Genomic DNA, 21967 nt, shown 5'->3' on the forward strand with positions numbered 1-21967 from the left:
TCGTAATATGCGATTTTTTAAGACAATCGGTGAGAAAACGCTGAAATAAGCGGTATTAGTAGGAGGACACAAATGATTACAGTAAGTAACGTTAGTTTGCGTTTCGCAGATCGCAAATTATTTGAAGATGTTAACATAAAATTCACGCCAGGTAATTGCTACGGTTTAATTGGAGCAAACGGTGCTGGTAAATCAACATTTCTAAAGATTTTATCTGGAGAAATTGACCAATCAACAGGTGACATACATATTACGCCAGGTGAGCGTCTAGCAGTATTAAAACAGAATCACTTCGAATATGAAGAGTTCCCTGCACTAGAAACAGTAATGATGGGTCACACACGTCTTTATAAAGTAATGCAAGAGAAAAATGCAATTTACATGAAAGAAGACTTTAGTGATGAAGATGGCATGCGTGCTGCAGAACTTGAAGGTGAGTTCGCTGAGCTAAACGGTTGGGAAGCTGAGTCAGAAGCTGCAATCCTTCTAAAAGGATTAGGTATTGGTGAAGATATTCATGATAAAAAGATGTCTGAATTAACAGGGGCAGAGAAAGTAAAAGTATTACTTGCTCAAGCTTTATTCGGTCAACCTGACATTCTATTACTAGATGAGCCTACCAACCATTTGGACTTAAAAGCGATTCAATGGTTAGAAAACTTCTTAATGAACTTTGAAAATACAGTTATCGTTGTATCCCATGACCGTCACTTCTTAAATAAAGTATGTACGCACATGGCTGACCTTGATTTCGGTAAAATTCAATTATACGTTGGTAACTATGACTTCTGGTATGAATCAAGCCAATTAGCATTAAAACTAACGCAAGATTCTAACAAGAAAAAAGAAGAAAAAGTAAAAGAGTTACAAAACTTTATTGCACGCTTTAGCTCAAATGCATCTAAAGCGAAACAGGCAACTTCTCGTAAAAAATTGTTAGATAAAATTACATTAGATGATATTAGACCATCATCACGTCGTTATCCGTTCGTTGGTTTCACACCAGAACGTGAAGTAGGAAATGACCTATTAACAGTTGAAGGTATTTCGAAAACGATTGATGGCGAAAAAATATTAGATAATGTGAACTTCACTTTAAATAAAGGTGATAAAGTTGCATTTATCGGACGTAACGATATTGCCATGACAACATTATTTAAAATTCTTATGGGTGAAATGGAGCCAGATAGCGGTTCATTCAAATGGGGTGTAACAACATCTCAAGCTCATTTCCCAAGAGATAACTCTGAGTACTTCGAGAACAGTGATTACACTTTAATTGATTGGTTACGTCAGTTCTCTCCACAAGATGAATCAGAAAGTTTCTTACGTGGTTTCTTAGGCCGTATGCTATTCTCTGGTGAAGAAGTAAAGAAAAACGTTTCTGTTTTATCTGGAGGAGAAAAAGTTCGCTGTATGTTATCTAAAATGATGTTAAGCGGTGCAAACGTATTAACACTTGATGATCCGACGAACCATTTAGACCTTGAGTCTATTACAGCATTAAACAACGGTTTAATCACATTTAAAGGAACATTACTATTCACTTCTCATGACCATCAGTTCGTACAAACAATTGCAAACCGTATTATCGAAGTAACGCCAAACGGTGTAGTTGATAAGGTAGCAACGTATGATGAGTTCTTAGAAAGTCAAGAACTTCAAAAACAAGTTGATGCAATGTACAAAGGTCAATAATAAATGATTAAAACCCCCGCTCTCTTTTATGAGAGCGGGGGTTTTTTAAGTAAACAAATATTCGTTTTAATATAAAGTGGGGGAGGATTAAAATGAATAATTATTCAAAAATAACATTAGCGATGGTAAGAAATTTTTGAAGCGTGAATAAACCCTGAAATGATGAAGAAATGGTTTTTACATTGGAAGGGATGGATAAAGTAACGGGAAATACTCCTGAAGTAGGAGGGAGTTGGGAAATTATTGATCATCGTGGCGGAAAAAATCATCGAGCAATTGGGGAATATATCGAAATGAATCGTCCTAAAAAAAATTAGTATTTACATTAAAAACGCTGCAGTTTAGTGAATTATTAGATAAAATCACAGTTGAAATAAAAGAGAAACAACAAGGATTTAAAATGATATTTTCACAAAATATAATCGTTGCTCATGAAGAAGATTGGACAAAATATGATGTTGAAAAAGCTTTAAAGGGGTGTCATGATGGCTCTGAGCATGGTTGGAATGTAATATTCATGGGACTGAAAGAATTGGTTAAAAGAAGAGAGAATAGCTACGATGATAAACGGTAGTCGAAGAAGTGTAGTTTGAGCAAATTGCCCAAACTACATTTTTTATTTTATGAAATTGGGTAGTTTACATGAATGTACCAAAATTGGAGATAGGTTAGTTTGCAAATGAGGAAATAAAGGATTATAGTTTGTGGAGTCATAATTAGTGGATGAGCCTCTGGGAGAAAACAGGAAATATTACAAATGTATTTTGTTAAATAGAAACCAAGGTCAAAATGTTTAAAAAGAAATAGTTGAATAAATAAAAGCTACAAATTATAATTACTAATATTCTTCATATAGTTAAACAAATAAAATCTATTTGAAGAAGAAAAATTGAATAGAGAGACAGACTTATATAAAATAAGCCTTGGATGATCAAAAGAGGTGGAGAGATGCAACAATTTTTATTGAAGAGTAAACGAGTATTAAGTAATCATTTTGGATTTTTCGTATTTGCCGTTATTTTACTTTGGTTAAAAACATATGCCGCATATGTGACAGAATTTAATTTAGGGATATCGAACACAATCCAAAAGTTCTTACTGTTTTTCAACCCGTTAAGCTCAGCAGTTCTATTTTTAGGGCTCGCATTATTCGCAAAAGGGAAACGAGCTTACATTTGGTTAATTATTATTAATTTGCTAATGTCTATACTTTTATACGCAAACGTAGTATATTATCGCTTTTTCAGCGACTTTATTACGTTCCCGACATTAACACAAACGAATAACTTTGGAGATTTAGGTGGTAGTATTTTTGCATTGCTACACTTATATGATCCACTATATTTCTTAGATACAATCATTTTAATTGTTTTAGTAGCAACGAAATTTGTAAATCCTAAACCAATTCGTGTTGCGAAGCATAAATTATCTCTAGTATTTGTAGCAGGTATTTTATTCTTTAGCGTTAACTTAGGTCTGGCAGAATCTGACCGTCCTGAGTTATTAACTAGAACATTTGACCGCAATTATATCGTGAAATATTTAGGGGCGTACAACTTTACGATTTATGATGGTATTCAAAGTGCGAAAGCATCAACAGAACGAGCATTAGCGGATGGAGATAATATGACAGAAGTTAGAAACTATCTTACATCAACTTATGCAAGTCCAAATCCTGAGTATTTCGGTAAAGGAAAAGGAATGAACGTAATTTATATTCATTTAGAGTCATTCCAAAACTTTTTAATTGATTATAAATTAAATGGGCAAGAAGTTACACCGTTCTTAAACTCATTTACAAAAGATGCGAATACGTTATACTTTGATAACTTCTTCCATCAAACAGGACAGGGGAAAACATCTGATGCGGAGTTCATGTTAGAGAACTCAATGTTTGGATTACCACAAGGATCTGTTTTTACAAATAAAGCTCATAACACGTATCAATCAGCACCAGCTATTTTAGGTCAACAAGGATACACATCAGCAGTGTTCCACGGTAACTATAAAACGTTCTGGAACCGTGATGATATTTATAAATCATTTGGTTTTAATAAATTCTTTGATGCGTCTTACTATGATATGAACGAAAAAGATGTAGTAAACTATGGCTTAAAAGATAAACCGTTCTTTAATGAATCAATTCCGTTATTACAAACGTTGAAGCAACCGTTCTATACGAAGTTCATTACGTTATCGAACCATTTCCCTTATCCGATTGATAAAGCGGAAGCAACGATTGAACCAGCTAAAACAGGTGATTCATCAGTAGATACGTACTTCCAAACAGCACGCTATTTAGATGAATCTGTAAAAGGATTCATTGATTACTTGAAACAATCTGGTCTATACGATAACTCAATTATCGTTATGTACGGTGATCATTACGGTATTTCAGATAATCATAGTGCAGCAATGTCTCAAATAATGGGTAAAGAAATGAACGCATTTGAAAATGCTCAATTACAACGTGTACCATTAATCATTCGCGTACCAGGAATGGAAGGCGGCGTACAACATCAATACGGCGGAGAAATTGACGTTCTTCCAACGTTATTACACTTACTAGGTACAGATACGAAAAATTATGTCCAATTCGGATCAGATTTATTATCACCAGAGCATAAACAAGTCGTTCCGTTCCGTAACGGTAACTACGTAAGCCCAACAGTTACTGCACTTAACGGCAAATACTATGATACAGCGACTGGGAAACCTGTAGAATTTACAGATGAAATAAAACAAAATGAGCAAATGGTTCAAAAATCACTAAAATACTCCGACCAAGTTGTTAACGGTGACTTATTACGATTCTACACACCAGAAGGATTTACACCGGTAGAACCTTCTAAATATAACTATAACAATCGTGATAAAGATAAAACGAAAGTGAAGACGACTGAAGACGGGGAAACGAAATAAATAATAAAAAATCCTACTCGTATAGAAAACGAGTAGGATTTTTTGTTTTAAGATTTACTTTCGGATTTTTGGAGTGCTACTTTTTTAGGCATAAAACATGCAATAATCAAAGCTACAAAGGATAAGACTAACATAAATACGTAGGCATCACTTGAGCTGAAGATAGAAGCTAATTTCGTTACTTGCATAGCTGATATGCTTCCATTCTCACTAGATAACTGTGAAGTATGTGAAGTGGATTGAATTGTATACACTGTGATAATGACTGCTGTTCCAATAGCACCTGCTAATTGGCGAATTGTATTATTTACTGCTGAACCATGTGAACCCAGTTCTCTTGGTAAAGCATTTAAGCCTGCTGTATTTAAAGGCATCGAAATGAAACTTAATCCAATTCGTAGAATAATGGTACGAACCATTAAATACATATAAGTTGTGGATTCGGTCAAATCAATTACACCCGACATCGAAATAATGATACATATTAATCCTGTAATGAATAGTGGTTTTGCTCCGTACTTATCAAACATTTTCCCTGTGATAGGTGATAAGAAGGCATTAATCACAGCTCCAGGTAATAGAAGTAAACCTGATTCAAATGCAGTAAAACCTCGTCCATTTTGCAAGTAAATTGGTAATAGAATTAAATCTGCATACATAATCATCGTAATGAGTACGTTAATGACTGAAGTAAGAGTGAAAACTTTATAGTTAAATACTGATAAATTTAATAAGGGATCGTTAGACTTTATTTGACGTAAACAGAATAAAGAGGTAACGATTATACCAATGATAATTATTGTAACAACAACTGGATGATCCCATCCTTTACTTCCTGCACTACTAAATCCGAATATAATACAACCAAAGCCAATCGTTGATAAAATGACACTTACGATATCTAATTTTGCTTTTGTTGTCTCAGCAACATTCATTAAATATTTTAGCGCGAGAATAATAACGATTAATACAAATGGAGCGAATCCAATAAATAACCATCTCCATGATACATATTCAATAATAAAGCCAGATAATGTTGGAGCGATGGCTGGCGCAAAAATTATGGCAAAACCGATGGTTCCCATAATACTGCCACGCTTTTCACTAGGGTATAAATATAAAATAACTGTCATCATTAGCGGCATTATAATTCCTGCCCCAACTGCTTGAATCATTCTTCCAGTTAACAGAGTGCCAAAATTCATGGCGCATGCACACAAAACAGTCCCAATAAACAAAGAGAGCATTGAGCTAATAAATAGCTGCCTAGTTGTAAATCGTTTCATTAAAAATGCAGTAATTGGCACGAGAACACCATTTATGAGCATAAATCCTGTCGATAGCCATTGCACTGTTGCAGCTGTAACATCAAATACTCCCATTAAATTACTCATCGCTACATTTAATAGCGTCTGATTTAATGTTGATAAAAAACAACCGGAAATGAGCACAATTAATATAATTTTTTTATTTCTTTCTGATATTTCCTTTTGCATCAGTTAACTCCTTCATTGTTTTCTTGATTTATCAACACTGTGTCGATAAAATTAATGGTAACAAAATAAATTTTCTTTGACCATGAACAGTTTTGTTGAAAATGTTCACTACTCGACATAGAAGGTATGCACTGTCGAGTAAGTAAAGAGAAAATCTATAAAGGAGTTTCAAAATGTCTACACCTAAAAAAGAAGATCCTCGTACAGTTCGTTCAAGAGAAATGTTTAAAAATGCTGTTTTTTCTCTCCTATGTGAGAATCCTAGTATTTCAAGTTTAACGGTTCAGAAAGTCGCAACAAAAGCAGGATTAAACCGAACAACCTTTTACTTACATTATCAAGATATTCAAGATGTACTAGACCAAATCACGAATGAGATTTCAAATGAACTTTCAAATAAAATAGCTGATTTAATACATGCAAAAGATTTATCAGAAAAACAAAAGCTAACACAATTACTTGATTATTTATATATCCATCGAAATTATTTATTTATATTATTTAAAATGAATCAATTTGAGGAGCAATTATTTTTATTTTTAAAAGAGTTAATAGAAACGAGAAGAGAGAATACGAAAAAGGATTTACCAGACGATTATGTTGCAGTTGATATTAAAACAGCTTCATTAGTAGGTATCATCATGTGGTGGATAAGGAATGGACTTCACTTTAGTTCAGATTATATCGCAAATCAAATTTATTTTATGTATAAAGGGTAATAAATGCAAACAATTTATCCGTATTAAAAAAAGATTAAAATAACCTAGTATAATTTAAAGTATCGGGATTAATAAAAATTTATAAAACAAAAGATCCAGAGATAGAAGGGGGATATGCATGAATTTTCAAAATGAAAAAATATCATTACATTTAGAGGTTGTAAATTACCAATATAAAGATGCAAAAGACGAGTGTGATAGAAATTGGTTAAGAGTAAAAGCGAAACTATCAGAAGAAAATAAAGTTTTTGAAACGATGGATCCTTTTTTACAAACTGCCGACTTACAGTACATGATAAAATGGTTTCAAGCATTACCAAACCCTACATATAACGAACTAGCTTTCATGGAACCAAATTTAGAGTTTGAATTTATGGGAGAAAAAGAAGAGGAGTTTCACCTTGTTATTCGCTTATCGCTGGAACTTAAACCCGAATGGTGTAAGGAAGAGGAGTACGAATTTTCTATCAGTATAACTCAAGAGGATAGAGAGAATATGATTCGTTCTATTGAAGAGCAACAAAGGAAATTCCCAAAACGATAAAAAAAGACTTGATAACCTACAAGAGGGAATCAAGTCTTTTTATTACATACGATTATCATGCCAGAAGTTTAATGGGAAGTGTTCGTTCTCATTATAGGCTTCTAATTCATATCCTCTTTCTTTCAGTCCTTTAATAATTCCAGGTACTGCTTTAACTGATTGTGGATGAATATCGTGCATTAGAATAACTTCTGTTGGGTTTGTAGCACCATGTAGAACGTTTTCTACGATTTTAGCAGATGCAGCGTCTACTGGCATTTTGTTGTATTTCCAGTCTAATGAATCAATTGTCCAGTCCCAAACTTTTAAACCATTTTCAACAACTTTGTTGCGAAGAGCTTCATTTAACCCTGGCATTGAGCCGTAAGATGGACGAGTTAATACTGGAGATTTTCCTAGAACGCCAGCGATTAAGCCTTGGTCTTCTTTCATTTCATCAACGTAATGACCTTCTGTGTAAAGTTTCTTGTAGTTATGAGTCATACTGTGCATCCCAACATAGTGGCCTTCAGCATCTTCACGTTTTACAAGATCAGGGAAAGCTTTTACGTTTGAACCAATTAGGAAGAATGTTGCTTTTGCATTTTCACTCTTTAACATATCTAAAAGCTCAGCTGTGTATTTTCCAGGACCATCGTCAAATGTTAAGTAAGCGACTTTTCTAACTTGCCCGTTATAGTGCTTTGGAGCTTCTTTCGGAGCAAGGGACGTTTGAATTTCACTTACAAGTTGAACAGATTTCGCTTCATCCTCTGTACTTGCTAGAGCGATATGTGTTGATCCGTAAGCAGCTTCGTATGTAAATAATACCCCAGCGCAAATCAACAGAGCCCTTTTCACTAAAGTTGTCATCCGAATTCCATTGTGCATAATTTTCCTACTCTCTATAAAAGTTCTACTCTACTATATTAGCAATTTTAGAGGGGGAAATGCAAAAAAACTTTTTTACAAGCGCAAAAAAGTTTGTTAAAAAGTATGTAAGATTTCACTGTTTTGCAGGTTTGAAAAAATGAAACAAGAATTAAATGAATGGAACTGCATGTAAAATGGTTCATTCACGTTTTTTTTTTAGAAAGGGAGGATAAGTATGAAAAAATTAGCTTGTTTACATGCTCATCATTCAAATATTGAATACATTGACCGAGCATTGCAATCTTTTGGAATCGAAATACTCCATTTTGTAGATCCCATCTTATCACGCATATTAAAAAAAGATTGCGATTTTGAAAAAGAACAAGCACGGAGTAATTTAAAAGATATTATAAAGTATATAGCCAAAAGTGATGTAGATACACTTTTATTAACTTGTACAGATTATATTACGCTATTAGATGAGAATTTCAAAATAGACATACCTATATTGAAAATTGATGAGCCATTCTTTGAAATGATTTGTCAGGTTGAAGAGCCACAGACAATCCTATTTACAAATAACCGTACTGTTTCAGGAACGATGGAACGTTTAAGTCTATACGCTCAGCAGAATAATAAATCCATACAAGTAAAAGTAGAAGTGATAGAAGGGATATTTGAGTTAATTATGCAAGGGCGTAAAGAAGAGCATGATGCTAAATTAGAAAAGTATTTATATGAAATTATGAAAGATAGAAACGAAATGCTTTCAGTTGCACAATTATCTATGGTAGGCGCTACTACAAGGGTAGAAAATATAATAGGAAGGAACATAATAAATCCGTTGAATGCGCTTGTGGAGTATTGTATACAGAGTGTGAATGAACTACCGTGTGAAAAATAAGGAAGAGGATGTTTGTTGTTTTAAAGAAAATCAATAAAAATTTCACATACCGTATTTAAAAAATAAATATAGGAAAACCAAAAAGTAATGTAGAATATATCGTACATACATATGTGAAGTCAACAAAATATATAAAAGAGGTGGACCTATGTTACTTGAAGAAGTAATGCAGCAACTAGAAGAATATGGAACAGAACAAAACCGTAAAATCTTTAAAAATCATGGGGCAAAAGAGCCGTTATTTGGAGTTAGTTTTGCAAATTTAAAATTGTTGAAAAAGAGGATAAAAAAGGATCATGATATAGCAATCTCATTATGGGAAACGAAAAATATGGATGCAATGACTTTAGCAACGATGATTTTTGATCCGAAGAAACTAACGTCAAAACAACTAAATAGATGGGTTCAGGATGTTGATTACTATTGTTTAATGGACGTTCTTATGACAGCTATATGTACGTCACCAATCGCGATAGAAAGAATGGAAGAATGGACGAAGTCTGATGATGAATGGATTGGAAGAGCAGGTTGGTCTTTATTAGCAAATATAGCGATTAAAAATAAAACGTTACATGATGAATTCTTCACTCCGTATCTAGAAGAAATTAAAGCAAATATACATAATGAAAAAAATAGAAAAAAAGAAGCGATGAATAGTGCTTTAATCGCGATAGGGATTCGAAATGAAGCTTTAGAGCAACAAGCAATTGAAATTGCACGTGAAATTGGAAAAGTAGAAGTTGATCATGGTGCAACGTCATGCAAAACACCAGACGCAGAACCGTATATAAAAAAAGCGAGAGAAAGAGCTGAAAAAAAGAAAGTGAAATAAGAAAAGGGGAACGGTTATGAAACCAATGGAAGCGGCACAAAGCATAATTACATCACAATTTTCGAATTGCGATGTTGCTTTACTAGGGGGAAGTGTTGCTAGAGGAGAGGCTACAAAAACATCTGACCTTGATATTGTAATATTCGACCAAAGTTTGTCATCTTGTTATAGAGAATCTTTCTATAGTAATGGCTGGCCTGTTGAAGTATTCGTACATAATTTTGAAACGTATAAAACCTTTTTTAAAAGTGATTGTGAGCGTGGGAGACCTTCATTACCTCAATTAGTTTCAGAAGGGATTGTGCTAAAAGGAAAAGATGAAATTGTAGATATACTTAAAAGAGAAGCGAATGATTTATTAAATAAAGGTCCTGAAAAATGGACAGAAGAAACGATGAAGCAGAAGCGTTATTTTATTACGGATACTTTGGATGACTTCATTGGTGCAACAAAGAGAGAAGAAGAATTGTTCATTGCCAATTTATTAGCTGATTTAGTACATGAATATGTTTTAAGAGTAAATGGTCAATGGCTTGGAAATTCAAAATGGTTTATTAGGGTGTTAAGAAGGTATGACGAGCAATATGCAGAACATTTTGTAGCGGCTTTTGATCATTTTTATAAAACAGAGGAGAAAAATGAATTAATTACTTTTGTAGAAAACACGCTAGATCAATACGGAGGAAGAATGTTCGAAGGATTTTCTATAGGGAAATGAAAAGGGGATAGCAAAATGAATGTACCATTCGTTCAATTAAGAGAATTGACACAAGACGATGTAGAAGATCGATATCAATGGTCATTAGATACAGAAGTAACAAAACATTTAGTTGTACCAGATCAATATCCACCGTTCACTCGTGGCGATACGAGAAGATGGATTGAAGCATGCATAAGTCGAAAGAATGGTTATGAACAACGAGCTATCGTTACAAAGGAAGGTATACACATTGGATGGGTAGACCTAAAAAACTTTGATAATACAAATAAAAATGCTGAACTAGGGATTGCAATTGGAAATAAAGAATATTTGGGTAAAGAATATGGAATGGCGGCCCTATACAGTATGTTACAAATCGGTTTTTCTGAATTCAAATTAGAAAAAATTTGGCTACGAGTAGACGAAGATAATTTACAAGCTAGAAAGAGTTATGAAAAAGCAGGATTTGTTTGTGAAGGAATAATGAGAAATGATAGATTACGTCATGGTAAATTCATTCATCGCTATCGTTATAGTATGTTAAAAGAAGAATATCAATCAAATAGTCTATAAAAATATTATGTAAACTTAAAGGGGGTAGAGAAATGATTCGATTACTTACGAAAGAAGATGCGGAAAAATATTGGGACTTACGTTTACAAGCTTTACAAGTAAATCCAGAGGCATTTGTAACAACTTATGAAGAGGCGATTCGCCAGGAAAATCCTATTAAGCGAGTGGAAAGTAATTTAACAGCTACTACTAGTTGTACATTTGGTGCATTTAATGAAGAAAATCATTTGGTTGGAGTTGTCACTTTACTAACAGAAGAGAGGGAGGCGTATAAACATAAAGGTCATATCGTTGCGATGTATGTAGATGCACAAAACAGGCGGAACGGATTGGCACGTGAGTTAATAACAAATGCCATTCAAAGAGCGCGAGATATAAAACTAGAGCAATTGACATTAGGTGTTGTATCTACAAACGAACCAGCAAAAAAATTATACGGATCAATGGGCTTTAAAACTTATGGAATTGAAAAGAGAGCTTTAAAGATGAAGGGTGTATATAGTGATGACGAATATATGGTGTTGTTTCTTTAAAGAATAAATATATAATAAGGATTCCGAATTTTAATTATATTCATTTTGTTGTATAGTATAACAAGAAACTAAACAAGGGGTTTTAAAATGAAAGCTATTGCTGTAGGGATATTGGCATCGTTTTTCTTTGCCTTTACCTTTGTGTTAAACCGGTCGATGGACTTAGGGGGCGGGAGTTGGATTTGGAGTGCATCACTACGGTATTACTTTATGGTTCCAATGCTACTACTTATTGTCATGTATAGAGGGAATTTAAAACAACTCTTGCAATATATGAAAAACAATCCGAAAGAGTGGTTGTTATGGAGTATTGTAGGGTTTGGTCTCTTTTATGCACCGCTTAGTTTCGCGGGTGCGTTTGGACCGGGGTGGCTTGTCGCTTCGACTTGGCAAATTACAATAATTGCAGGGATTTTGTTAACACCATTTTTTGCGGTAGACCCATTACATAAAAAACTTCCAATGAAAGAATTAGTAATGTCAGGCATTATTTTATTCGGTGTTGTTCTTATGCAAGTAGAACACGCTTCTTCTTTAGGGATTCGTGAAACCATTTTATGTGTGGTTCCTGTACTCATTGCTGCGTTTGCATATCCACTTGGAAATAGAAAAATGATGCAAGTATGTAAGGGCGAATTAGATGTCTTCCAACGAGTTCTCGGTATGACATTAGCAAGTTTACCATTTTGGTTTTTACTATCTGGTTATGAAGTATCAACAGGCGGACTACCGTCAAGTAGTCAAGTTTTCCAATGTTTTATCGTTGCGATTAGTTCAGGTTTAATTGCAACAGTATTATTCTTTTATGCGACAGATCTTGTAAAAGATGATCCGCAAAAACTAGCAACAGTCGAGGCGACACAGTCTGGTGAAGTTTTATTTGCATTAGTAGGAGAGCTGCTCTGGTTATCGGCTCCAATTCCGTCTTCTTTATCGTGGGTTGGAATGAGTCTTGTAATTGTCGGAATGATACTTCATAGTTATGTAGCTGTAGTTGTGAAAAAAGAAGAGAAAATAACGGCGTAATGAGATTAGCTCTTTTTATAAAGAGCTAATCTTTTTTCATAGAAAGGCATGGAGATATGAATTTACAACATGTTGAACAAATTGAAAGTGATACAATTCTAAATGTACTACAGTATGCAGTCGGTCCGAGTGAAATAAGCTTAAAGAAAGCAGTATTATTTTATAAAAGTAATAAAGGGACATTATATAAATATGAAGAAAAGGCTTGTATAGGCATTGAAGTAATTGGGGCAACTAAAGCAAGAATATGCCACATAGCAGTCGCTCCACAATATCGTCATAAAGGAATTGCGTTGAAAATGATAAAGGGAGTAGTAACGATGCATCAGTTGACTTATGTAGAAGCAGAGACAGACAATGAAGCAGTTGAATTTTATAAGAGAATTGGTTTTCAGGTTAAAAGTTTAGGAGAAAAATATCCGGGGATAGAAAGATTTCATTTGTATTTTAAAAATAAAACATATTGAAATAATCTTAGAATATAATATCCGGAATAGGGCTTGCAGAGATAGTTCGTTTTTTATTTATCTGTTCTGATTTTTATAGCAACTATTTATTAGTTTTCAACAAAAATTTAAGAAAGATTGGAATATTTATTTGAGGCTAAGGAAGGAAGTAAAATATGAGTAGTTCATTAAACAATGGAACAATTGAGAAAAAGCGTGCAATCTCATTAGATTTAGCAAGGGGTACTATGTTGCTGTTAATCGTACTTGCTCATGCACCGCTGTATTTGTATGCTGCAGATCCTGGAATTATGCATAGAGTGGAAAGCAGTAGTTTCTTTGATCAAATTGTAAATCTTTTTGGTATATTCATAATTGATAACCGTGCAAGAGCAATGTTTGCCGTATTATTAGGCTACGGTTTAGTTCTAGCATTTGAAGGGCAAATATCAAAAGGGAAAAATGAAAATCAGGCTTTAAAAATAGTAAGAAGACGCTCTTTGTATTTAATACTGTTTGGGATTGTGTTAGCGGTCTTAATTGGAGGACAAGATATTCTTATGGCCTATGGTTTAGCGGGTATTTTTGTTTGTCCACTATTAAAGTGTAAAATGAAAACATTAATTCGAACGTTTATGATTATCGCTATATTATATACCATTTTCATCCCAATAATATGGGGATTTAATATGCAATCAATAGGCGATTATGGTTTTTCACCAGATGTTTCGGCAAAAGACACGTATCTTAGTACTACAATGATACGATTACTTTTCTTTCCTATTATACCTGTACTCATCCATTTTATGTTCCCAATTCTTCCTTCTGTAATTCTTGGTTTGTGGATTGCTAGATATAAGTTATTAATAAAACCAGAGCAACAGTTAAAAAAATTATATTTTATAACAACTATAGGATTAGCAATTTCTATAATAGGCGCTTTGCCTTTATCTTTTATAGGGACTATATGGTATCCAAGTGTATTTACAGCTGGAATGATAAATGGAATCCATATTTTAACTGGAATTGCTGGAGGGTTAGCATATGCAACAGGTTTCGGGATAATAGGGAGTAGATTGAAAAATCCAGGGTACTTTAGCCTTGCATTAATCGCTCTAGGAAAACGCTCATTAACATTTTTTGTTTTAAATGAAGCACTGCTTGTTATATTTTTATCACCAGTAGCATTTAATTTAGGAGGGCATGTAAGTAACACTCTTGCTGCATTGATAGCAATAAGTATTTGGATATTGTCTGTCATATTAGCTTTAATAATGGAAAAAAATAATCTTAATGGACCATTAGAAATTTTATTGAGACGTTTAGTATATAAAAAATAAATAAAGTGAAAGACGACATAATACACGGTCGTCTGTCATCATAATCACCTCTTGTAAATTTTTTTAGGTTATTTCAAAATATATTCAATTAAGAAATTTAAATAATGTGGATGGACAAAGCTCTATGCGTGCAATAGTAAGGGATGAAATACTCGATAAAAGAAATTTACAAAATTAATTAATCTAGCATGGAAAATCAAATTATTATAATTATAAGATTGAAACCAATTTCTTACAGTAAGTGGAATCTTGAATTAAATGTAAATCTAAATCTAAATCTAAAAAATAAAACATACGCTCGTGCATTTTTCATTTTACATCTATGAATATTTTAAGGGAGATGAACATAATATCCTAAAGACAGGGGAAGTTCATTTTATCTTTTTGTTGTCTTTTTTTATATTCTGTTATACCCATTTATAATTTTACAGAAGAGCACCTTGAGTTTTGGGGTGCTCTTTTCATTTTGTCTGGATTTTTAATTTAGTTTGTGAGTTTTATAAGTTCTATAGTCTAAACGAAATTGGCTTCTGTATCAAGAGCGTACGTTCTTCTGAAGGGGAATATAGGACTTACGAAAAAGGTATATTATTGCTAAAGATAAAAATGATACAATTCAGTTAAATATGTGTTTTTTCTTTATGTCAAAGGATTATTATTGCTCCTAATTTATATACAAACTTAGATATACGCCACTTAAATAAGGACAAAAATTCTAATTATTATTATAACAAAATAGAGGAATTTTAAATGGAAAATGCAATGGAATTCAATTAATATTTGAAATGGGAGAATAAATATATGAAAATTAACTATATTTCTAAAACTATCTCACCTAGTACACAAATGCTAAATCAAGGAGCGGTACTTGCTGCTTTAGAACATTCACTTGCTAGGATAGAATTTGATTCTTACGGAAAGGTTATATGAGCAAATCAAAATTTTGCAAATGCGATGAGTTATAAAGCTGATGAACTACTAAACATACATCATCGACAGTTTTGTACATTACAATTTAGCCAAAGTCCAGAATATGATACCTTTTGGAGAAATTTTTGAAATGGAATTTCTTTTCAAAGAAAAATACAGAGAATTACAAAGCAAGGTGAAATTATATGGCTAGAAGCAACGTATACTCCTGTTTTAGATCAGAATGGAGAAGTTCAAGCTGTAATTAAAATTGCTACAGATATTACTGCACGTGAGAATGGAACGGCCAAGATAACGCATGGATTACAAGAAATGGAAGGGAATCTAAAAGAGCGTGCGCAAGAAGGAATTACGCGGAGTCATATGGTTGCCACGGCCATTAAGCAAATTGTTGAACAAACTAATGACAATATGAAATTGTTACAAGAACTTAGCGCTCAAACTAATATTATTCGGGATATGGTGAAAACTATTAATGAAATTGCCACGCAAACTAATTTATTAGCCTTAAATGCTGGAATTCAGGCAGCACATGCTGGTGTCTATGGTAGTGGTTTTAATGTTGTTGCAAATGAAGTTCGTAATTTAGCAAATAAAGTTAAAATCGTAACTAAAGATGTACATTTTAATGTAGAGAATATTACCAAGCAGGTGCAAAAGATTAGTACAGGGACTCTACAATCAGAAAGGACAGTTATTGAAAGTAACTCTTGTATAGAACAAGCAGTCCATGAATTTATTGGTATTGGTGAGGCTGCCCAGAGGCTTGATACGCAAGCTAAAACTATGGTAGAACAGCTACAAGGTCAAAAATAACTACAAATATTCCTAAATCTCGGCAAAATTCTATAATGTTTATATAGAACCATCATAATTTTTTATTTTTAATTTTTTGAGGGGAGAAGTCGGAAATTGATAATACTTTATATAAACCAAAATTATTTAAAAGAAGCACATTTTTAAAATTACTAGAACAAATAATATTGCAATGACATATGCTATATTATCGTTAAAGCGAGACATTATTCTCTCATAGAAAAGGAATCACTAGCAGAATATGTGATTCCTTTTTTTTGATATAATTTTTATGCTTGATTTGGAATAATTCAAGAAATAATATTGTTATTACTTAATAAACAACCGCATGTGTCTAGGTGGTATAGTAGGATATATAACTATAAAAAAATTATTTTTATAAATCGCCATATTGTTCGATTTGGCTAACACACAGTTTTATCATCTCTGTGCTAGAAAAAGAATTATAATTTTTATACCATTCTATTGTATTTTCTAAAGTCTGTTGTAGAGACCACTTTGGTTGCCAATTAAGGGAGAATTTTGCTTTACTAATGTCAAGATTTAGTAAATTTGCTTCATGAAAATTTACTTGGCCTAAATTTTCTGTTGTCCAATCTCCACACCCCCAAGTATCTATTATACTAGTCACTAGTTTTTCTACTGGAACAATATTGTTTAGGGATGGTCCGAAGTTCCATGCTCCGGAAAAAAGGATGCCATTATCTATAATTTTTTCTGTGAGAAGTAAATATCCGCCTAAGGGTTCTAGTACATGTTGCCAGGGTCTAATTGCATTAGGATTTCTAATGAAAATTTTTTTGTTTGATTCTAGTGCTCGTATACAATCGGGAATAATCCTATCTATTGACCAATCGCCTCCGCCAATTACATTTCCAGCTCGAACGCTTGCAATTATTTTCTTGTGTTGTGAAAATTTTTCTTCCGAAAAATAAGAGTTCCGATAGGACGAAATTAAAAGTTCACAGCATCCTTTGCTTGAGCTATATATGTCATGACCACCCATAGGATCATTTTCACGATAACCCCAAGGCCATTCTTTATTTTCATAACACTTATCACTTGTCACCATAATTCCTATTTTAGCTGACTCATGTAATCGAATTGCTTCTAAAATATTCATAGTTCCTATAATATTTACCTCGTATGTTTCTTTAGGTTTTTCATATGAATATTTAACGAGAGGTTGTGCAGCTAAATGGAATACAATTTCAGGTTTATAATCTGTAAAAACCTTATTTAATTTATCAAAATCCCTAATGTCTCCGCGAATATCAATTACATTATTTTGAAGGTTGGTAATATTAAAGTTATCGTTTTTATTTTTAGGATCCAATGAATATCCGATTACAGTAGCGCCTAATTGATTCAACCATAGGGATAACCAAGAACCTTTAAAACCAGTATGTCCTGTAATTAAAATTTTCTTTCCGTAAAAAGCGTTATTAAAGTTTTTATTTAACAATTAGTCCACCTCCTTTAGTACTATATTTTCAGGGAGTTAGGTATATATTTGTATTATTTTTATACCAATTAATAGTTTTAATAATTCCTTCTTCAATATTAATCCTAGGTTCCCAGGAAAGAGAGTTTTTGATTTTTTGAATATTTGCTTCAGGAATCCATCTTTCATTTGTTCTAGAGGAAATTGCACCGTAGCTTGGTCTGGAATGGGTGTTCAAATGTTTGAACAATAATTCTACATAATGTTTTAAGGGATAAATATTACCACTCCCAATATTAAAAATTTCATTCTGTACATTAGTGTTTTCAATTGCTAGGATACAGGCATCTATTATATTTTCTATATAACAATAATCTCTTAATTGATTGCATAAAGTTAAATTTACATCTTTGTTTTGTAATACTTGCAAGATTATATAGCTGAATAATTTATGTGGCTCCTCTGCTTCTCCGAATATGCCAAAAGGTCTTAGAGTTATAAGGTTAATATTGTTTTCGCTAGCGATTTGATGGGCAAGTATAGTGCTGGCAGCCTTGGTGCTTCCATAAATATCTACAGGAGTTAGTAGCATATTTTCATGAATAGGTTCCATCTTGTTGCCGTATTCAGAACTACTTCCCATATTAATGATTTTTTTACAATTCACGAATTTTGCTGCTTGAATAATGTTACATGTCCCTATAATATTTGTTTCTATAGCATGCATGTAATCTGTATGGGCAGAATTTACTCCATAGGCAGCCAGATGAAAAATATAATCGGGATTAATTTTCTTTATTGCGTCTTGTACTTGTGCTTTGTCTCGTATATCTACTTCATAGGTTTCAATATTTTTTAGAATATTTTTGAGTCGCCAAGAATCTGATGATGCTCTTATAAATAGAACAATTTTTGCTTGTAAATGTAAAAGTCTTCGTACCAAATGAGAACCAATAAAACCGTATCCACCCGTGATAAGAAAAGTTTTATTTTTAAATGAAGTAATCATAGTGTTATAATCTATCCTTTATTTATTAAGTTGTATTTTTAGTTAATGGAACAAATAGATGTATTTATAAAAAAGAAGAAAATGAACCTCAATTGTGATGCGAGGAGGAGTATTTAAAATGATTTTTTATTGTTGATGTATCAATTTGATCCGCAAATAAAGGGGATAGGGATATTTCAAAAGTATTATGAAGAATACTACATGTCTTGTTCAATTGTTCAATATAAGGAAGGTATATATAATCTAAAATCGTTGGAGGTAATTCTAAAGTTTCTTGCTTCCATAAATCGAATTCATTTGGATTAATAATCTGCATACTTCCAAAATGAAAAGCAATTAATTCATCTTGATCAATAAGAATTTTGTTATCTGTTTTTGATATAGAACTGCTATTTAGAATTACATTCCAAGGTGCTGCATCAATCCCTTTTTGAGTCATGATTTTTATATTAGAAAAAATGTTAGGAATGTGATTTAAATATTTTTGGTCGCCCCATCTATTCATTTCAACATCATAATGATTTTTGCAATATTCTAGGCATTTATCTTTCCACCATGTTAAAATTTCTTTACTATTTTGATCGTTTTTGAAACCTACTAAACCAGCTTGGTATATACCGTGTTTATTTTCAATTTCAGCAGAACTTCTTTGTGGGCAAATAAATACAGAATATTTCCACCATTCGTCAAGGATGATATTAGGTGCTGTAAAGAAATACATATCAGCATCACAATATACAATGTGATCAACTTCCGGATAAAGACTAAGGATATGGAGACAAAGAGGCGCTTTTAATGTCCAACAATATTCTTGTAAACTCCGCTCATTTTTTATACTTAAGAGTTCATGATTTTCAATATCTTTTATCGGAATTAGTATGGCATGCTTTAACTTTAATTTCTTCAATATTTGATAAGTTGAATCATCCATACAACAGATCCATACAATAAATTTGGCATTGAAATTTTCTAAGGAATAATAAGAAGTCAATCCTTGGATTAATCGCTCTTTACTTATAATCATGGAAAAGTTCATAAAATGATTGGATTCATTCATTTTTCTTCTTAATTGTGAATCTTTATATAAGGTTTGAGCTTCATTTATATCTTTTTTACTTAAAAATTGTTTATTATTTTTATTGAATTTTTCTTTTAATCGCTTTAAAACAAATTGGATTCTTTCTATATATGGGGTGTAAATATGGTTTAATATATTGTTGGGTATTGAAATTGCTCCTAAAGACCAAAGATCAAAATCATTTTCAGTAAAGATGGTAATACATGCAAAATGGTAAACAACTAGTTTATCGTTCTCAATAAATATATCGTTATTGGTCCTCTCAATTTTGTAATCGTTATTATATATACAGTTCCAAGGCGCAGCATTGATACCTAAGTTATTTGAAATTTTTACTTTTGGAAAATAAATAGGGATATAATCTAAATACTTTTGGTCGCCAAACTTTCCCTCCTCAGGTTCGGCACTGCACCAATCTAGACATTTATGTTTCCACCATCTTACACTTTTTAGTCCGTAGAGATCATTTTTAAATCCAATTAGACCAGCTTGATATTTTCCGTACATTTTTTCTACCCAATCACGATCTCTTTGAGGGGTAAGAAAAATAGAATGTTCACCCCATTCGTCAAAAATAATGGTAGGATCAGAGAAAAAGCATAAATCACCATCACAATATAGAATAGATGGCAAATCATAATTAACCAATAAATATTCAATCAAGACAGATTTTAAAGTCCAACAATATTCATTTACTTTTCTTTTTTTCTTAATTGCTTTTAGTTCACTATCTTCTAGTTCTTCAACTTGTAAAAGATTTACGTTACTTAGATTCATTTCTTTTAATAGTGAATATGCAATAGAGTCTATACAACAAATCCACAATGTGAATTTTTGTGAGTACTGCATTAATGATTGTTGTAAGACAATGATTTTCAAGACGTATTCACTACCTACTATGACACAGAAATGATTATTTAAGTCATGTTTTTGTTTAACGAATTGGGTATTGACCCTTTTTTGTGTGTTTTTTTTGGAGAGATTTAAAGCTTTAATTCCTGCTGGAAGTGGACTAACTATTTTCTCATTAGAGGGGATATACAAGCGCGGTAAACTTATTTTTTTATCATTAGAGTACAAACTTTATTCAGTCCTCTCCACTAGTTTTTATTAGGATTCCAACTTTCATTTACAATTTTTAAATCTTTAGGTGTATCGACACTAGCCCAAAAATCATTGTGTTCATATACCGCGAGCTCATTATCTTTTATTAAATTTCGAAGAGGTTCTTCTTCTAGGATACAATCCTCGCTATTACTTAAATAATCAAATATTTCTTTGTTAAATACAAAATATCCCCCGTTAATTACTGCATCAAGTAATGGTTTTTCTTTAAAATCAATAGCAATTCCATTTTCGACTGCCAATAGGCCATACTGACTATTCTTTTTAATTCCAGTTAATGTAGCAATTTTTCCTTTTGTTTTATGGAATGTTATAAGTTGATCAATATCTATATTGGCTAATCCATCGCCATAAGTTAATAAAAAGGTTTCATCCTGTACAAATGATTTAAGTTTTTTTAATCTTGCGCCTGTCATTGTATTGATTCCTGTATCTATAAAGTGTATATTCCACGGTTCTAATTCCTGTAGTAACTTATATTGATTGGTTTTAAAATTCAAACTAAAGTTATGCTCTTTCCAGACTATAGTCCATAAAATATTCTTTAATTTTCTCACCTTTATATCCTAAGGGCAAAATAAAATCAGAATGTCCATATTCTCTATACCAATTCATTATATGCAAGAGAAGAGGCTTTCCTTGAACTCGAACTAATGGTTTTGGAATATCCTCTAAAATTCCTTGCATCCGAAGTCCTTTTCCACCACACAAAATTATGACTTTCATAGACCTATCTCCTTCCTCTCAATATATTTTATTAATTTAAACTATGTGGTTTGTTTGTTAAATGTATACACGGTTGTACCATAATGATAATCATCTAAAAAAAATGTTGGATTATATAATTAAAATGCGGATTAGATGTGAGGAATACGTATTGCAGTTAAATGAAGGATGTATTACATTACTGCACATTAAAAAGCATGATTTGGAAATATTATATTTGTTGTTTACATTTCATAGGCATGTAAACCGTAAAG

21 protein-coding genes and 2 pseudogenes are annotated in these 21967 nt (G+C 32.5%); 17 read left to right on the forward strand and 6 right to left on the reverse strand.

Annotated features, from left to right (window positions below):
• The first annotated feature begins 72 nt into the window (after positions 1-72).
• The 4 genes from JFU18_RS00805 (at position 73) to ltaS (ending at position 4620) form a co-directional block, all read left to right on the forward strand.
• Positions 73-1698, forward strand: coding sequence for an ABC-F family ATP-binding cassette domain-containing protein (locus JFU18_RS00805; protein WP_002032778.1), 1626 nt, complete (start codon positions 73-75; stop codon positions 1696-1698).
• Positions 1699-1868: 170 nt separating this feature from the next.
• Positions 1869-2015: an ATPase gene (locus tag JFU18_RS00810; protein WP_242488446.1), complete on the forward strand. Its 147-nt coding sequence runs from the start codon at positions 1869-1871 to the stop codon at positions 2013-2015.
• A gap of 83 nt (positions 2016-2098) precedes the next feature.
• Positions 2099-2272, forward strand: coding sequence for an ATPase (locus JFU18_RS00815; RefSeq protein WP_201033959.1), 174 nt, complete (start codon positions 2099-2101; stop codon positions 2270-2272).
• 374 nt (positions 2273-2646) lie between these two features.
• Positions 2647-4620, forward strand: a complete 1974-nt coding sequence (gene ltaS, locus JFU18_RS00820) for a lipoteichoic acid synthase (protein WP_078206849.1) — start codon at positions 2647-2649, stop codon at positions 4618-4620.
• A gap of 47 nt (positions 4621-4667) precedes the next feature.
• Here the strand turns inward: ltaS and JFU18_RS00825 are convergent, their stop codons facing one another.
• A complete protein-coding gene (locus JFU18_RS00825; RefSeq protein WP_201033958.1) occupies positions 4668-6116 on the reverse strand; it encodes a DHA2 family efflux MFS transporter permease subunit in 1449 nt (482 codons plus the stop codon).
• Positions 6117-6289: 173 nt separating this feature from the next.
• Here JFU18_RS00825 and JFU18_RS00830 point away from each other — a divergent pair, with 173 nt between their 5' ends.
• A complete protein-coding gene (locus JFU18_RS00830) occupies positions 6290-6835 on the forward strand; it encodes a TetR/AcrR family transcriptional regulator (RefSeq protein WP_201031259.1) in 546 nt (181 codons plus the stop codon).
• 118 nt (positions 6836-6953) lie between these two features.
• A complete protein-coding gene (locus JFU18_RS00835) occupies positions 6954-7379 on the forward strand; it encodes a WapI family immunity protein (protein WP_201031258.1) in 426 nt (141 codons plus the stop codon).
• A gap of 42 nt (positions 7380-7421) precedes the next feature.
• On the opposite strand, the gene JFU18_RS00840 is transcribed toward JFU18_RS00835, so the two are convergent.
• Positions 7422-8249 carry a peptidoglycan-N-acetylglucosamine deacetylase gene (locus JFU18_RS00840; RefSeq protein ID WP_060750470.1) on the reverse strand — a complete coding sequence of 276 codons (828 nt, stop codon included), beginning with the start codon at positions 8247-8249 and terminating at the stop codon, positions 7422-7424.
• Positions 8250-8466: 217 nt separating this feature from the next.
• Here JFU18_RS00840 and JFU18_RS00845 point away from each other — a divergent pair, with 217 nt between their 5' ends.
• The 11 genes and pseudogenes from JFU18_RS00845 to JFU18_RS29690 all read left to right on the forward strand — a co-directional run bounded on the left by JFU18_RS00845 (position 8467) and on the right by JFU18_RS29690 (position 16331).
• Complete coding sequence (locus JFU18_RS00845; protein WP_201033954.1) at positions 8467-9135, forward strand: hypothetical protein; 669 nt, start codon at positions 8467-8469, stop codon at positions 9133-9135.
• 148 nt (positions 9136-9283) lie between these two features.
• On the forward strand, positions 9284-9967 hold the full coding sequence (locus tag JFU18_RS00850; protein ID WP_201033953.1) for a DNA alkylation repair protein: 684 nt from the start codon (positions 9284-9286) through the stop codon (positions 9965-9967).
• A 16-nt stretch (positions 9968-9983) separates the two neighbouring features.
• Positions 9984-10685, forward strand: a complete 702-nt coding sequence (locus JFU18_RS00855) for a nucleotidyltransferase domain-containing protein (protein WP_201031256.1) — start codon at positions 9984-9986, stop codon at positions 10683-10685.
• A gap of 15 nt (positions 10686-10700) precedes the next feature.
• Positions 10701-11240, forward strand: coding sequence for a GNAT family N-acetyltransferase (locus JFU18_RS00860; protein ID WP_201033951.1), 540 nt, complete (start codon positions 10701-10703; stop codon positions 11238-11240).
• A gap of 32 nt (positions 11241-11272) precedes the next feature.
• A complete protein-coding gene (locus JFU18_RS00865; RefSeq protein ID WP_201031254.1) occupies positions 11273-11773 on the forward strand; it encodes a GNAT family N-acetyltransferase in 501 nt (166 codons plus the stop codon).
• 87 nt (positions 11774-11860) lie between these two features.
• Positions 11861-12799 carry a DMT family transporter gene (locus tag JFU18_RS00870; RefSeq protein ID WP_201031253.1) on the forward strand — a complete coding sequence of 313 codons (939 nt, stop codon included), beginning with the start codon at positions 11861-11863 and terminating at the stop codon, positions 12797-12799.
• A gap of 56 nt (positions 12800-12855) precedes the next feature.
• Positions 12856-13266 carry a GNAT family N-acetyltransferase gene (locus tag JFU18_RS00875; RefSeq protein ID WP_137059548.1) on the forward strand — a complete coding sequence of 137 codons (411 nt, stop codon included), beginning with the start codon at positions 12856-12858 and terminating at the stop codon, positions 13264-13266.
• 155 nt (positions 13267-13421) lie between these two features.
• Positions 13422-14585 carry a DUF418 domain-containing protein gene (locus JFU18_RS00880; RefSeq protein ID WP_201050187.1) on the forward strand — a complete coding sequence of 388 codons (1164 nt, stop codon included), beginning with the start codon at positions 13422-13424 and terminating at the stop codon, positions 14583-14585.
• A gap of 801 nt (positions 14586-15386) precedes the next feature.
• On the forward strand, positions 15387-15515 hold the full coding sequence (locus tag JFU18_RS30160) for a hypothetical protein (protein WP_274606693.1): 129 nt from the start codon (positions 15387-15389) through the stop codon (positions 15513-15515).
• Between the two features lie 135 nt (positions 15516-15650).
• Positions 15651-15782: pseudogene (locus tag JFU18_RS30165) on the forward strand (PAS domain-containing protein); the annotation flags it as partial.
• 45 nt (positions 15783-15827) lie between these two features.
• Entirely contained in the window at positions 15828-16331 is a 504-nt protein-coding gene (locus JFU18_RS29690) for a methyl-accepting chemotaxis protein (protein ID WP_242483475.1), read from the forward strand.
• Positions 16332-16707: 376 nt separating this feature from the next.
• Here the strand turns inward: JFU18_RS29690 and rfbG are convergent, their stop codons facing one another.
• From rfbG to JFU18_RS00905, 4 genes and pseudogenes are all read right to left on the reverse strand, one after another.
• Positions 16708-17796, reverse strand: a complete 1089-nt coding sequence (gene rfbG / locus JFU18_RS00890) for a CDP-glucose 4,6-dehydratase (RefSeq protein ID WP_201031251.1) — start codon at positions 17794-17796, stop codon at positions 16708-16710.
• Between the two features lie 28 nt (positions 17797-17824).
• The gene (locus tag JFU18_RS00895) at positions 17825-18784 is read right to left on the reverse strand and encodes an NAD-dependent epimerase/dehydratase family protein (RefSeq protein WP_201033950.1); all 960 of its coding nucleotides are present in this window, start codon (positions 18782-18784) and stop codon (positions 17825-17827) included.
• A gap of 88 nt (positions 18785-18872) precedes the next feature.
• Positions 18873-20942 (reverse strand): glycosyl transferase, encoded by a 2070-nt coding sequence (locus JFU18_RS00900; protein ID WP_201050188.1) that lies wholly within the window; start codon positions 20940-20942, stop codon positions 18873-18875.
• 20 nt (positions 20943-20962) lie between these two features.
• A pseudogene (locus JFU18_RS00905) lies at positions 20963-21713 on the reverse strand (sugar phosphate nucleotidyltransferase).
• Positions 21714-21967: the final 254 nt, after the last annotated feature.

Origin of the sequence: Bacillus sp. TH22 (genome assembly GCF_016651015.1) — a bacterium.
Lineage (GTDB): Bacteria > Bacillota > Bacilli > Bacillales > Bacillaceae_G > Bacillus_A > Bacillus_A mycoides.

Excerpts from the sequence above, each read along its gene's own strand:
- JFU18_RS00805 (WP_002032778.1), top strand. The coding sequence starts at position 73 with ATGATTACAGTAAGTAACGTTAGTTTGCGTTTCGCAGATCGCAAATTA.
- JFU18_RS00810 (WP_242488446.1), top strand. The coding sequence starts at position 1,869 with ATGGTTTTTACATTGGAAGGGATGGATAAAGTAACGGGAAATACTCCT.
- JFU18_RS00815 (WP_201033959.1), top strand. The coding sequence starts at position 2,099 with ATGATATTTTCACAAAATATAATCGTTGCTCATGAAGAAGATTGGACA.
- ltaS (WP_078206849.1), top strand. The coding sequence starts at position 2,647 with ATGCAACAATTTTTATTGAAGAGTAAACGAGTATTAAGTAATCATTTT.
- JFU18_RS00825 (WP_201033958.1), bottom strand. The coding sequence starts at position 6,116 with ATGCAAAAGGAAATATCAGAAAGAAATAAAAAAATTATATTAATTGTG.
- JFU18_RS00830 (WP_201031259.1), top strand. The coding sequence starts at position 6,290 with ATGTCTACACCTAAAAAAGAAGATCCTCGTACAGTTCGTTCAAGAGAA.
- JFU18_RS00835 (WP_201031258.1), top strand. The coding sequence starts at position 6,954 with ATGAATTTTCAAAATGAAAAAATATCATTACATTTAGAGGTTGTAAAT.
- JFU18_RS00840 (WP_060750470.1), bottom strand. The coding sequence starts at position 8,249 with ATGCACAATGGAATTCGGATGACAACTTTAGTGAAAAGGGCTCTGTTG.
- JFU18_RS00845 (WP_201033954.1), top strand. The coding sequence starts at position 8,467 with ATGAAAAAATTAGCTTGTTTACATGCTCATCATTCAAATATTGAATAC.
- JFU18_RS00850 (WP_201033953.1), top strand. The coding sequence starts at position 9,284 with ATGTTACTTGAAGAAGTAATGCAGCAACTAGAAGAATATGGAACAGAA.
- JFU18_RS00855 (WP_201031256.1), top strand. The coding sequence starts at position 9,984 with ATGAAACCAATGGAAGCGGCACAAAGCATAATTACATCACAATTTTCG.
- JFU18_RS00860 (WP_201033951.1), top strand. The coding sequence starts at position 10,701 with ATGAATGTACCATTCGTTCAATTAAGAGAATTGACACAAGACGATGTA.
- JFU18_RS00865 (WP_201031254.1), top strand. The coding sequence starts at position 11,273 with ATGATTCGATTACTTACGAAAGAAGATGCGGAAAAATATTGGGACTTA.
- JFU18_RS00870 (WP_201031253.1), top strand. The coding sequence starts at position 11,861 with ATGAAAGCTATTGCTGTAGGGATATTGGCATCGTTTTTCTTTGCCTTT.
- JFU18_RS00875 (WP_137059548.1), top strand. The coding sequence starts at position 12,856 with ATGAATTTACAACATGTTGAACAAATTGAAAGTGATACAATTCTAAAT.
- JFU18_RS00880 (WP_201050187.1), top strand. The coding sequence starts at position 13,422 with ATGAGTAGTTCATTAAACAATGGAACAATTGAGAAAAAGCGTGCAATC.
- JFU18_RS30160 (WP_274606693.1), top strand. The coding sequence starts at position 15,387 with ATGAAAATTAACTATATTTCTAAAACTATCTCACCTAGTACACAAATG.
- JFU18_RS29690 (WP_242483475.1), top strand. The coding sequence starts at position 15,828 with ATGGAAGGGAATCTAAAAGAGCGTGCGCAAGAAGGAATTACGCGGAGT.
- JFU18_RS00895 (WP_201033950.1), bottom strand. The coding sequence starts at position 18,784 with ATGATTACTTCATTTAAAAATAAAACTTTTCTTATCACGGGTGGATAC.